Below are 13,682 nucleotides of genomic sequence, written 5' to 3'. Positions count from 1 at the left end.
TGTTTTTACATTTATTTTTTGATTTGACCAAAATAAAAAACAGGGCGCTTAAAGCGCCCCGTAATATAGCCCAGACAATACATTTAGCCTACTTAACGCAGGCTGTTTGGCACTATTTTGACCAGTGCGCTGCTTTCGCGCGCTGCAGTTTTTCATAGGCTTTCAGCAGAGACTGATGCGCCGGGAATGCGTGCAGATCGTTGTCTACTGGCTGAAGACCATAAAATGCGGCTTCACCACTCAATGCCGCACTTGCCGCTTCAACCGCATCGGCGCCGTACATGCGGACAAACGCGTTCAGATATTGCAGCGGCTGACGCTCCTCTTCCTGCGACAATAGCAGCAGCGTTTGCAGGCAACGGTAGTAGTTTGCACGTTCAGCGCTAAACACGGAGGCGTTGAATTCCATCGTCCATTCTGTCCATACCAGCGCTTGCTCCAGGTCACCACCGGCCAGCGCCAGCATCACTTTAAGCTCGCCAATGCGCAGGGTATACCAACCGTTATCTGCGCCGGTCGCCAGACCAAGCAGTTCGCGTACGCGGGTGAAGTCGTCAAAACCTTCTTCATCCAGTTGTTCGAGCAGATTGAGATAGTCTTCTTTATCCCACTCACTGCCTGGCAGAGAGAGGATCGTTTCGCGCAGATGCGTACCCATTGCGTTGTTGGCTAACCACAGATCTTCAGCCGGGTAGATGTCAGACATCCCCGGAACGATAATGCGGCAGGCGTATACCCCCAGATGTTCGTAGTCGGCGATATACACTTCTTTATCTTCAGCGTTGAAGATGGTCATCAGGGTGGCGAACTCTTCTTCCGTAGTGCCGGAGAAATTCCAGTCAACGAACGGATAATCAGCATCTTGCTTGAACAGATCCCAGGAGATCAGACCGCTGGAATCAATGAAGTGGGTTTCAAGGTTAGTGTGTTCAGACACTTCTTCATCGTCGAAGGTTGGCGGGGTGAAGACATCAAGATCTTTCAGACCACGACCCTGCAGCAGTTCGGTAACGGTACGCTCCAGCGCAACGCCGAAATCCGGGTGCGCGCCGAAGGACGCAAAGCAGGTACCGTTGGCCGGGTTGAACAGGACAACGCAAATCACCGGGTATTTGCCGCCCAGCGAGCCATCGTAGGCGAAAATCGGGAAACCTTCCGCTTCCAGTGTGGCGATGGACTCCACTACCGCCGGGTAACGCGCCATCACCTCGGCCGGGATTTCCGGCAGGCTGATGCTTTCCGCGATAATGCGGTTCTTCACATAACGTTCAAAGACTTCAGACAGGCCCTGAACGCGCGCTTCGTTAGGCGTGTTACCCGCAGACATACCGTTAGAAACGTACAGATTGCCGATAATATTCATCGGAATATAGACAGTCTGGTTATCAGACTGACGGGTAAACGGCAGGCCGCAGACGCCACGATCTTCATTTCCGGATTGCAGGTCGATAAGCATGCTTCCGGTCAATTCGTTTTCTGGATCGTAAAATGCGCGCAGACGCGCATCCAGCAGACCTTCCGGCACGTCATCGTCTTCCGTCAGCGGGAACCATTTTTCGTTTGGATAATGCACGAACGGGCCGTTGGCGATGGTTTCGCCCAGCCAGAAATCCGCAAAGAAGTAGTTCGTAGACAGACGCTCAAAATATTCGCCCAGCGCGGAGGCCAGCGCCGCTTTTTTCGTCGCACCTTTACCGTTGGTAAAGCACAGCGCGCATTCTTTGTCGCGAATATGCACAGACCAAACGTTAGGCACAGGGTTCAACCAGGAGGCTTCTTCAATCTGAAAACCAAGGTCGAGTAATTTTTGCTGGAAGCGAGCGATGGAGTCTTCCAGAGCGGCATCTTTGCCGGGAATAAATGTTTGCGTCATGAAAATCACTTTTGTCGTACGGAAAGCGCGCAATGATACGGGTTTTCAATGAACGGCGCTATCGCCGCCGGAGCCCAGGCGTAAATAAAACTATTGGCTATGCTTTCACACAGTCAACAATGTTAAGAGCACAAAATGAAAGCATTCGATTTACAGCGTATGGCACTGGATAAGGTGCCAATGGAGTTTCTTGGCGAGGTTGCGCTGCGCAGTCTCTATACCTTTATATTGGTTTTTCTGTTTTTAAAGCTAACGGGGCGGCGTGGCGTACGGCAGATGTCGCTTTTTGAAGTGCTGATTATTCTTACGCTGGGCTCTGCGGCGGGCGATGTGGCGTTTTATGACGATGTGCCGATGATTCCGGTGCTGGTGGTTTTTATTACCCTGGCGCTGCTTTATCGTCTTGTCATGTGGCTGATGTCACACAGCGAAAAGCTGGAAGATCTACTGGAAGGTAAGCCAGTGGTCATCATTGAAGACGGTGAATTGTCATGGTCAAAGCTTAATCGCGCCAATATGACGGAATTCGAATTCTTTATGGAGCTGCGTTTGAACGGCGTAGAGCAACTGGGGCAGGTGAAACTCGCTATTCTGGAGACGAATGGGCAGATCAGCGTTTACTTCTTTGCCGATGAAGACGTAAAACCGGGACTCAGCATTCTGCCTAAACACTGTACACAGCGATTTAAGGTGGTGCCTGAAACAGGCGACTATGCATGTGTACGGTGTAGTGAAGTGGTGCAAATGAGCGCGGGGGATCATCAATTATGTCCGCGCTGCGCAAATCCAGAATGGTCGAAGGCCAGTCGGGCAAAACGGGTCACCTGACAGCGAAAATCTCGGTTTTTACCCGTCAATCCGATAGATTCTGTTGTGTGACCTATGACTCATTTTTACCCCGCTCCGTTTTACCCATTGCGGCGCGTGTCACTGAATGATAAAACCGATATCCACAGGAATAACTTATACCCAATGTCTGTCACAGGATTATCGTCAATGACAGGATGTTGATTGGATAACAACACAACGTGGTGAGGGGAAATGGCTCAGGTCTTCAATTTTAGTTCAGGTCCGGCAATGCTACCGGCGGAAGTACTTAAACTGGCTCAACAGGATCTTCGCGACTGGAACGGTCTTGGCACGTCGGTCATGGAAATTAGCCACCGGGGCAAAGAGTTTATCCAGGTGGCAGAGGAAGCAGAGCAGGATTTTCGCGATCTCCTCAGCATCCCCTCTAACTATAAAGTGTTGTTCTGTCATGGCGGTGGCCGTGGGCAATTCGCCGGTATCCCGTTAAATATTCTCGGTGATAAAACGACAGCGGATTACGTCGATGCCGGTTACTGGGCCGCCAGTGCGATTAAAGAAGCGAAAAAGTACTGCACGCCGAACGTTATCGATGCCAAAGTCACCGTTGACGGTCTACGCGCTGTTAAGCCAATGAGCGAATGGCAGCTTTCTGACAACGCCGCGTACCTGCACTATTGCCCGAATGAAACCATCGATGGCATTGCGATTGATGAAACGCCGAACTTTGCCAGCAATGTGGTGGTTACGGCGGATCTCTCTTCTACCATCCTCTCCGCGCCGCTTGATGTTAGCCGCTATGGCGTAATCTATGCCGGGGCGCAGAAAAACATTGGTCCTGCGGGACTGACGATTGTCATTGTACGCGAAGATCTGCTGGGTAAAGCGCATGTTTCATGCCCGTCAATCCTTGACTATACCGTGCTAAATGACAACGACTCCATGTTCAACACGCCGCCAACCTTTGCCTGGTATCTGTCTGGCCTGGTCTTTAAGTGGCTCAAAGAGCAGGGCGGTGTTAATGCGATGAATAAAATTAACCAGCAAAAAGCAGAGCTGTTGTATGGCGTGATCGACAACAGCGACTTCTATCGTAACGATGTCGCGAAGTCGAACCGTTCACGTATGAACGTCCCGTTCCAACTGGCTGACAGCGCCCTGGATAAACTCTTCCTGGAGGAGTCTTTCGCTGCGGGGCTGCATGCGCTGAAAGGGCACCGTGTGGTCGGCGGTATGCGTGCGTCTATCTATAATGCGATGCCGCTTGAAGGCGTAAAAGCACTGACCGATTTCATGGTCGATTTCGAACGCCGCCGCGGTTAATCTGCTGTACTTTTCATCCCCACAGCCCGCCTGTGGGGTTTTTATATCTGTTTTGAGAGTTGAGTTTCATGGAATCCCTGACGTTACAACCCATTGCGCGGGTGGATGGCACCATCAATCTGCCTGGATCCAAAAGTGTTTCTAACCGCGCTTTGCTGCTGGCCGCATTAGCAAATGGCACCACTGTCCTGACCAACCTGCTGGACAGCGACGATGTCCGTCATATGCTCAATGCACTCAATGCGTTAGGGATTAGCTATACCCTTTCCGCCGATCGCACCCGCTGCGAGATTATCGGCAACGGCGGCGCATTACATGCCGAAAGGGCAGTGGAACTGTTTCTTGGCAATGCCGGAACCGCAATGCGTCCGCTGGCCGCTGCGCTGTGCCTTGGCAGCAATGACATCGTGTTGACAGGCGAACCGCGCATGAAGGAGCGCCCGATTGGCCATCTGGTTGATGCGCTGCGCCAGGGGGGAGCCAACATTGAGTACCTGGAGCAGGAAAACTATCCGCCACTTCGTTTGCGCGGGGGCTTCTCCGGCGGGCAAGTTGAGGTAGACGGCAGCGTATCCAGCCAGTTCCTTACTGCGCTACTGATGACTGCACCGCTGGCGCCGCAGGATACAACGATCGCCATTAAAGGCGAGCTGGTATCTAAACCTTATATTGATATCACCCTGAATCTGATGAAGACGTTTGGTGTTGAAATTGAGAATCAGAACTACCAGCGCTTTGTCGTGCAGGGGCAGCAGCAGTATCAGTCTCCGGGCGCCTATCTGGTTGAGGGCGATGCTTCTTCTGCTTCATACTTCCTCGCGGCGGGCGCCATTAAAGGCGGCACGGTTAAAGTCACCGGGATTGGCCGCAACAGTATGCAGGGCGATATTCGCTTTGCTGATGTACTGGAGAAAATGGGCGCGACCATTACCTGGGGTGATGATTTTATTGCCTGTACTCACGGCGAACTGAACGCAGTGGATATGGATATGAACCCTATTCCCGACGCGGCGATGACTATTGCCACGGCCGCGCTGTTTGCTAAAGGCACCACGACCCTACGCAACATCTACAACTGGCGCGTCAAAGAGACCGACCGTCTGTTTGCGATGGCGACGGAATTACGCAAAGTGGGCGCGGAAGTTGAAGAGGGGCATGACTTCATCCGCATCACACCACCAGCGACGCTGCAGTTTGCGGATATCGCAACCTATAATGATCACCGTATGGCGATGTGTTTCTCGCTGGTGGCGCTGTCTGATACCCCGGTGACCATTCTTGACCCCAAATGTACCGCCAAAACTTTCCCGGATTATTTCGAACAGTTGGCGCGTATTAGTACACCTGCCTGATTTTATTGCCGCACTACCCAGTGCGGCACATTCTGCCATCTCCGATTGTCTATTTCTTCTACACTCAGCTTCAATGATTCTGCATTTTTCACACAAAGATAACGATCGTTGTCGTTGGCGCGTATAATGCGCGGCGTTCACGTTAACGTATGCCCGTTTAAGGAGAAAAAGATGACGGCAATTGCCCCGGTTATTACCATTGATGGCCCAAGCGGTGCAGGTAAAGGCACCTTGTGCAAGGCAATGGCGGAAGCATTGCAGTGGCATCTGTTAGATTCAGGCGCGATCTATCGCGTACTGGCGCTCGCAGCGTTACATCACCATGTCGATGTCACCTCTGAAGATGCTCTGGTACCGCTTGCCTCACACCTGGATGTGCGTTTTATCTCAACGGACGGCAACCTGGAAGTCATTCTGGAAGGTGAAGATGTTAGTGGCGAAATCCGCACTCAGGAAGTGGCGAATGCCGCATCCCAGGTGGCTGCTTTTCCCCGCGTGCGCGAAGCGCTTTTACGTCGTCAACGCGCGTTTCGCGAAGCGCCTGGCCTGATTGCCGACGGACGCGATATGGGAACCGTCGTGTTCCCGGATGCGCCGGTGAAAATTTTTCTGGACGCCTCCTCGCACGAACGTGCGCATAGACGTATGCTACAGTTGCAGGAGAAGGGCTTTAGTGTTAACTTTGAACGCCTTTTGGCCGAGATCGAGGAACGCGATTACCGCGATCGTAACCGTGCTGTAGCGCCGCTGGTTCCCGCTGCTGATGCTTTAGTTTTGGATTCAACCCGATTAAGCATTGAGCAAGTGATTGAAAAAGCGTTACAATATGCGCGCCAAAAACTGGCACTCGCTTAAGTGCGACCGAATTTGCAGTACCCCCGTTGCAATGGACTGACAGCGGGTATGTTAAACAACCCCATCCGGCATGGAGCCAGGTGGACGTTAAATATGAAACCTGAAGATTAAACATGACTGAATCTTTTGCTCAACTGTTTGAAGAATCCTTAAAAGAAATCGAAACCCGTCCGGGTTCCATCGTTCGTGGTGTTGTTGTTGCTATCGACAAAGACGTAGTACTGGTTGACGCTGGTCTGAAATCTGAGTCCGCCATTCCGGCAGAGCAGTTCAAAAACGCCCAGGGCGAGCTGGAAATCCAGGTTGGTGACGAAGTTGACGTTGCTCTGGATGCAGTAGAAGACGGCTTCGGTGAAACCCTGCTGTCCCGTGAGAAAGCTAAACGTCACGAAGCTTGGATCACGCTGGAAAAAGCTTACGAAGAAGCTGCAACCGTTACTGGTGTTATCAATGGCAAAGTCAAGGGTGGCTTCACTGTTGAGCTGAATGGTATTCGCGCGTTCCTGCCGGGTTCCCTGGTAGACGTTCGTCCGGTCCGCGACACGCTGCACCTGGAAGGCAAAGAGCTTGAGTTCAAAGTCATCAAGCTGGATCAGAAGCGTAACAACGTTGTTGTTTCCCGTCGTGCCGTTATCGAATCCGAAAACAGCGCAGAACGCGATCAACTGCTGGAAAACCTGCAGGAAGGCATGGAAGTTAAAGGTATCGTTAAGAACCTCACTGACTACGGTGCATTCGTTGATCTGGGTGGCGTTGACGGCCTGCTGCACATCACCGACATGGCATGGAAACGCGTTAAGCATCCGAGCGAAATCGTAAACGTTGGCGACGAAATCACTGTTAAAGTGCTGAAGTTCGACCGCGAGCGTACTCGTGTATCTCTGGGCCTGAAACAGCTGGGCGAAGATCCATGGGTAGCTATCGCTAAGCGTTATCCGGAAGGTACCAAACTGACTGGTCGCGTGACCAACCTGACCGACTACGGCTGCTTCGTTGAAATCGAAGAAGGCGTTGAAGGCCTGGTTCACGTTTCCGAAATGGATTGGACCAACAAAAACATCCACCCGTCCAAAGTTGTTAACGTTGGCGATGTAGTGGAAGTTATGGTTCTGGATATCGACGAAGAACGTCGTCGTATCTCCCTGGGTCTGAAGCAGTGCAAAAACAACCCATGGCAGCAGTTCGCAGAAACCCACAACAAGGGCGACCGTGTTGAAGGTAAAATCAAGTCTATCACTGACTTCGGTATCTTCATCGGCCTGGACGGCGGCATCGACGGCCTGGTTCACCTGTCTGACATCTCCTGGAACGTTGCAGGCGAAGAAGCAGTTCGTGAATACAAAAAAGGCGACGAAATCGCAGCAGTTGTTCTGCAGGTTGACGCAGAGCGTGAGCGTATCTCTCTGGGCGTTAAACAGCTCGCAGAAGATCCGTTCAACAACTGGGTTGCACTGAACAAGAAAGGCGCAATCGTAAACGGTAAAGTCACTGCAGTTGACGCTAAAGGCGCAACCGTAGAACTGGCTGACGGCGTTGAAGGTTACCTGCGCGCTTCTGAAGCTTCCCGTGACCGCGTTGAAGATGCAACTCTGGTTCTGAGCGTAGGCGACGACGTTGAAGCTAAATTCACCGGCGTTGATCGTAAGAACCGTGCAATCAGCCTGTCTGTTCGTGCTAAAGACGAAGCTGATGAGAAAGATGCAATCGCAACTGTTAACAAACAGGAAGATGCAAACTTCTCTAACAACGCAATGGCTGAAGCTTTCAAAGCAGCTAAAGGCGAGTAATATCGAGTTCTCTAAATCCTTTGTGCCGTTAACAGCACAAAGGGTGACGAGTAGCTTGACAGATTACAGGATTCGTCCTGTAATCAATGACAAAGGGCGGCTACGGCCGCCCTTAATCAATGCAGCAGCTAATTATGCCTTTAAGGAACCGGAGGAATCATGACCAAGTCAGAATTGATTGAAAGACTTGCAACCCAGCAACCTCATATTCCCGCGAAAGCGGTTGAAGATGCAGTAAAAGAGATGCTGGAACATATGGCCTCGACTCTTGCGCAGGGCGAGCGTATTGAAATCCGCGGTTTCGGCAGCTTCTCTTTGCATTACCGCGCACCTCGCACCGGACGTAATCCGAAGACCGGCGATAAAGTGGATCTGGAAGGGAAATACGTTCCGCACTTTAAACCAGGTAAAGAACTGCGCGATCGCGCCAATATTTACGGTTAAGTTTTTAGCGAGACTTAACGCCGAGGAAAGCACCTGCATGGGTGCTTTTTTCATTTCTGCAGGCCCATACTGGAATCCCCATCCCAATTAATTCGCATGTTACATCCGCCGCCAAAGATCAGCGGAACGCGTGCCGTATAACAGTAAATTGTCGCCAGACAACCGTTGAGTATTACTACACACTCCCCGCAACAGGGAGGTATTGATGAAAATAACAACGGTGAGTACGTGTGCATTGTGCGGCATTCTTCCTCTGATGCTATTACCCGCGCTACCTGAGATGCTGAGCATCAGCGTTGTATTTTGTCTGGCATGTCTGCTCTGCCTTTTTCCCCACAAACATATGCGTTTCGCCGGGTTGACCCTGCTGTTTTTTCTTTGGGGAATAATGGCGGCGAAAGATGCACTTTGGGCGGGTAATACGCTTCCTGCTAAAAACCAGCAGGCAATTGTGCGCATAACCGGAACCGACAATATGACCACGCACTATGGTCAGATCACCCACCTGCTGGGGCGGCGAATCTTTCCTGCGCAAGGAATTGTGCTGTATGGGCAGTACCTGCCCGGCGACGTTTGCGCGGGCCAGACATGGGCGATGACGCTAAAAGTTCGCGCCGTACACGGTCAATTAAATGAGGGAGGATTTGACAGTCAACGTCACGCGTTAGCACAGCATCAGCCGCTGACGGGACGGTTCTTACAGGCTTCAGTCATTGCGCCACACTGTAGTTTACGTTCGCGATATCTTGCCTCGCTGAAAATGGCACTCGCCGACTATCCCTGGCAGCAGGTCATACTGGGGCTGGGAATGGGAGAGCGCTTGTCCGTGTCACAAGAGGTAAAAGCCATTATGTGTGATACCGGCACGGCGCATTTGATGGCTATCTCCGGGCTGCATATTGCGTTTGCCGCACTTTTGGCGGGAGGACTGATTCGCGGTGGACAATTTTTTATGCCAACCAGATGGATTTGCTGGCAGGTTCCATTGATTGGCGGGATTATCTGCGCGACATTTTATGCATGGTTAACGGGGCTTCAGCCGCCTGCATTGCGCACGATTGTCGCGCTGATGGTCTGGGGGGCGCTGAAGCTAAGCGGCAGGCAGTGGAGCGGATGGTCGGTCTGGGTCTGTTGTCTCGCAGCCATCGTGGTGGCTGATCCTCTCGCTATTCTGTCACAAAGTCTGTGGTTGTCTGCTTTTGCCGTCGCGGCGCTGATATTCTGGTATCAGTGGGTACCTTTACCTGCCTGGTCGCTCTCTCGCATTGGACGCATACTGCTGGCGCTCGCTCATCTGCAACTGGGTATCACGATTCTGCTTTTGCCTGTGCAAATTTCGATGTTTCACGGCATAAGTCTGACTTCATTGGTGGCTAATATATTTGCCGTACCGCTGGTCACGTTTATTTCCGTACCGCTGATACTAGCCGGCATGCTCGTACATTTAACCGGTCTGGGAGGGCTGGAGTCGGGGTTGTGGTATTTAGCCGATCGGTCTCTGGCGCTGTTATTTTGGGGACTTAATGCTCTGCCTCAAGGCTGGATTAATATAGATGCCCGCTGGCAATGGCTTGCATTGGCACCTGGGCTGATGCTCATCGCATGGCGACTGAATGCCTGGCGTACTCTACCGATGCTTTGTTTCACGGCGCTATTTTTGCTGAGTGAACCGCTCTGGCGAGCGCCACGCACGGACGCATGGCAAGTGCATATGCTGGACGTCGGGCAGGGACTGGCGATGGTGATCGCCCGCAATGGAAAAGCGATTCTTTATGATACGGGTCTGGCATGGCCTGAGGGCGATAGCGCGCAGCAACTGATCATTCCCTGGTTACGCTGGCACAACCTCGAGCCTGAAGGGGGTATTTTAAGTCACGAGCATATGGATCATCGGGGAGGGTTGCGCTCGCTGCAACAAGCATGGCCATTCTTATGGATAAGAAGCCCACTAGGCTGGAAAGGTCATCTCCCGTGTTTTCGCGGGGAACGCTGGCAATGGCAAGGATTAACGTTCAGTGCGCACTGGCCGGTGCGCGGAAATACAGCGCAAGGGAATAACCAATCCTGCGTGGTTAAAGTCGATGACGGACATCAGAGTATTCTTCTGACCGGGGATATTGAGTCTCCCGCTGAACAAAAAATGCTAAGTCACTACTGGTCGCATCTGCAGGCTACTGTTATGCAGGTTCCACACCATGGCAGCAATACATCATCATCACTGGCGCTGATTCAGCGAGTTGGCGGACAGGCGGCATTAGCCTCGGCATCCCGTTACAATGCCTGGCGACTGCCTTCCTGGAAGGTGAAGCGGCGCTATCGGCAACAAGATTATCAATGGCTGGATACGCCACATCAGGGGCAGATTACGCTGGATTTTTACCCGAAAACCTGGCAAATACGCAGCATGCGGGATCAGATTTTACCCCGTTGGTATCATCAGTGGTTTGGCGTGTCGGAGGATAACGGGTAGAATATGCGGCTATTCTAACAAATGCTGGTTTTTTGAATGCATAACGATAAAGATCTCTCTACGTGGCAGACGTTTCGCCGACTATGGCCAACCATAGCGCCTTTTAAATCGGGTCTGATCGTGGCGGGTATAGCGTTAATCCTTAACGCGGCCAGCGATACCTTCATGTTATCGCTCCTTAAGCCATTACTGGATGATGGTTTTGGTAAAACTGACCGCTCGGTGCTGTTGTGGATGCCGCTGGTGGTCATTGGGCTGATGATAGTTCGTGGCTTAACCAGCTATGTCTCCAGCTACTGTATCTCATGGGTGTCAGGCAAAGTGGTTATGACCATGCGCCGCCGCCTGTTTGGTCACATGATGGGCATGCCAGTCTCCTTTTTTGATAAACAGTCTACAGGTACGTTGCTGTCACGTATTACCTATGATTCAGAACAGGTTGCGTCATCGTCTTCCGGCGCGCTGATCACCGTGGTACGTGAAGGGGCGTCAATTATTGGCCTGTTCATCATGATGTTCTATTACAGCTGGCAGCTATCATTGATCCTGATAGTACTGGCGCCAATTGTGTCAGTGGCGATTCGTGTGGTTTCTAAGCGCTTTCGTAGCATCAGTAAAAATATGCAAAACACCATGGGGCAGGTTACGACCAGTGCGGAGCAGATGCTGAAAGGCCACAAAGAAGTTCTGATTTTTGGTGGTCAGGAAGTCGAAACCAAACGCTTTGATAAAGTCAGCAACAAGATGCGTTTACAGGGGATGAAGATGGTTTCCGCCTCTTCTATCTCCGATCCTATCATCCAGTTGATTGCGTCTCTGGCTCTGGCATTCGTGTTATATGCAGCCAGTTTCCCAAGCGTCATGGAAAACCTGACGGCAGGGACCATTACCGTTGTTTTCTCGTCAATGATCGCGCTGATGCGTCCGTTGAAATCGCTGACTAACGTCAACGCGCAGTTCCAGCGTGGTATGGCGGCATGCCAGACCTTATTTACGATTCTGGATAGCGAACAGGAGAAAGACGAAGGCAAACGCGTTATCGAACGCGCTACCGGCGATCTGGAATTCCGCAATGTGACCTTTACTTATCCAGGACGTGAAGCCCCTGCGCTGCGTAACATCAACCTGAATATTCCGGCGGGCAAAACTGTCGCTCTGGTGGGGCGTTCAGGTTCAGGTAAATCCACTATCGCCAGCCTGATCACGCGCTTCTACGATATCGATGAAGGGCAGATTCTGATGGACGGACACGATCTGCGCGAATATACCCTCGCATCCCTGCGCGATCAGGTTGCTTTGGTTTCGCAGAATGTGCACCTGTTTAACGATACGGTTGCCAATAACATCGCCTACGCGCGTACCGATTTATACAGTCGCGAACAGATCGAAAAAGCGGCGCAGATGGCCTATGCCATGGATTTCATCAATAAGATGGATAATGGTCTGGATACGGTGATTGGCGAAAACGGCGTACTGCTTTCCGGTGGACAGCGCCAACGTATCGCTATCGCCCGTGCCTTACTGCGTGACAGTCCGATCCTGATCCTTGATGAAGCTACGTCGGCTCTCGATACTGAATCCGAACGCGCGATTCAGGCGGCACTGGATGAGCTACAGAAAAACCGTACTTCTCTGGTCATTGCACACCGTCTTTCTACCATTGAGCAGGCGGATGAAATCATCGTGGTGGAAGACGGGGTGATTGTTGAGCGCGGAACCCATAACGAGCTGATTGAGCAACGCGGCGTGTATGCGCAATTACACAAAATGCAATTTGGTCAATGATCGCACGTATCTGGACTGGTGAATCGCCGCTGTGGCGCTTATTACTTCCACTCTCCTGGCTGTATGGCCTGGTGAGTGGGGGGATCCGCTTATGCTACAAACTTGGGCTCAAGCGCGCATGGCGCGCGCCGGTACCAGTGGTCGTAGTGGGAAACCTTACCGCAGGCGGGAACGGTAAAACGCCGGTGGTGATTTGGCTGGTTGAACGACTACAGCAACGTGGTATCCGCGTAGGCGTGGTTTCTCGTGGTTATGGCGGAAAAGCCGCGGCTTACCCGCTGTTGCTGACAACGGATACCACGACTGCAGAAGCGGGCGATGAACCTGTGCTCATCTACCAGCGTACCGGCGTGCCTGTAGCGGTCTCTCCGAACAGAGCGGATGCGGTAAAAGCTATTTTGGCGCATCATGATGTGCAGATTATTGTGACGGACGATGGTCTACAGCACTATCGTCTGGCGCGAGATGTTGAAATCGTGGTGATTGACGGCGAGCGTCGATTTGGCAATGGCTGGTGGCTTCCTGCCGGTCCAATGCGGGAACGCGCAGGCCGGCTTAAATCGGTGGATGCGACAATCGTTAACGGCGGCAGTCCACAGCCGGGGGAGATCCCCATGCGACTTGAACCAGGGCTGGCCGTTAATTTACGCACAGGTGAACGCCGTGATGTGGCACAGCTAACCAATATTGTCGCCATGGCGGGTATTGGTCATCCGCCACGTTTTTTTGCCACGCTTGAAGCGTGCGGAGCCAAACCACAAAAATGTATTGCGCTGGCAGATCATCAATCTCTGACCTACAGTGACGTCAGTGCGTTTTCAGACGCAGGGCAAACGCTGGTGATGACGGAAAAAGATGCGGTTAAATGCCGCGCATTTGCTGATGATAACTGGTGGTATTTACCTGTGGACGCACATTTGTCAGGCGAACGGCCTGATGTGTTGCTGGATAGCTTAATCTCGCTGACTCGCTAACGGATTCAAGCT

The 13,682-nt window shown here is 52.0% G+C and carries 10 protein-coding genes; 9 read left to right on the top strand and 1 reads right to left on the bottom strand.

From position 1 onward, the window contains the following. Positions 1-112: 112 nt before the first annotated feature. On the bottom strand, positions 113-1,873 hold the full coding sequence (gene ycaO, locus AC534G_RS16260; RefSeq protein ID WP_110498841.1) for a 30S ribosomal protein S12 methylthiotransferase accessory factor YcaO: 1,761 nt from the start codon (positions 1,871-1,873) through the stop codon (positions 113-115). 135 nt (positions 1,874-2,008) lie between these two features. Here ycaO and AC534G_RS16255 point away from each other — a divergent pair, with 135 nt between their 5' ends. The 9 genes from AC534G_RS16255 (at position 2,009) to lpxK (ending at position 13,670) form a co-directional block, all read left to right on the top strand. Next, positions 2,009-2,701: a DUF421 domain-containing protein gene (locus tag AC534G_RS16255; RefSeq protein WP_038639302.1), complete on the top strand. Its 693-nt coding sequence runs from the start codon at positions 2,009-2,011 to the stop codon at positions 2,699-2,701. Positions 2,702-2,914: 213 nt separating this feature from the next. Next, complete coding sequence (serC, locus tag AC534G_RS16250) at positions 2,915-4,003, top strand: 3-phosphoserine/phosphohydroxythreonine transaminase (protein WP_061381866.1); 1,089 nt, start codon at positions 2,915-2,917, stop codon at positions 4,001-4,003. Positions 4,004-4,071: 68 nt separating this feature from the next. Then, the gene (gene aroA, locus AC534G_RS16245; RefSeq protein ID WP_110498503.1) at positions 4,072-5,355 is read left to right on the top strand and encodes a 3-phosphoshikimate 1-carboxyvinyltransferase; all 1,284 of its coding nucleotides are present in this window, start codon (positions 4,072-4,074) and stop codon (positions 5,353-5,355) included. Between the two features lie 171 nt (positions 5,356-5,526). Continuing rightward, positions 5,527-6,210 (top strand): (d)CMP kinase, encoded by a 684-nt coding sequence (gene cmk / locus AC534G_RS16240; RefSeq protein WP_032939922.1) that lies wholly within the window; start codon positions 5,527-5,529, stop codon positions 6,208-6,210. Between the two features lie 113 nt (positions 6,211-6,323). Continuing rightward, on the top strand, positions 6,324-7,997 hold the full coding sequence (gene rpsA / locus AC534G_RS16235; protein ID WP_003035776.1) for a 30S ribosomal protein S1: 1,674 nt from the start codon (positions 6,324-6,326) through the stop codon (positions 7,995-7,997). A 159-nt stretch (positions 7,998-8,156) separates the two neighbouring features. After that, positions 8,157-8,441 carry an integration host factor subunit beta gene (ihfB, locus tag AC534G_RS16230; protein ID WP_003035780.1) on the top strand — a complete coding sequence of 95 codons (285 nt, stop codon included), beginning with the start codon at positions 8,157-8,159 and terminating at the stop codon, positions 8,439-8,441. A gap of 205 nt (positions 8,442-8,646) precedes the next feature. Beyond that, positions 8,647-10,911, top strand: a complete 2,265-nt coding sequence (locus AC534G_RS16225; RefSeq protein WP_110498502.1) for a ComEC family protein — start codon at positions 8,647-8,649, stop codon at positions 10,909-10,911. A gap of 36 nt (positions 10,912-10,947) precedes the next feature. After that, positions 10,948-12,696, top strand: a complete 1,749-nt coding sequence (msbA, locus tag AC534G_RS16220; RefSeq protein ID WP_038639312.1) for a lipid A ABC transporter ATP-binding protein/permease MsbA — start codon at positions 10,948-10,950, stop codon at positions 12,694-12,696. Next, positions 12,693-13,670, top strand: a complete 978-nt coding sequence (lpxK, locus tag AC534G_RS16215; RefSeq protein WP_110498501.1) for a tetraacyldisaccharide 4'-kinase — start codon at positions 12,693-12,695, stop codon at positions 13,668-13,670. Before msbA ends, lpxK begins: the two co-directional genes overlap by 4 nt. Positions 13,671-13,682: the final 12 nt, after the last annotated feature.

Source organism: Citrobacter sp. CRE-46 (assembly GCF_059615875.1).
This window is presented reverse-complemented; position numbering and strand designations above follow the sequence as displayed.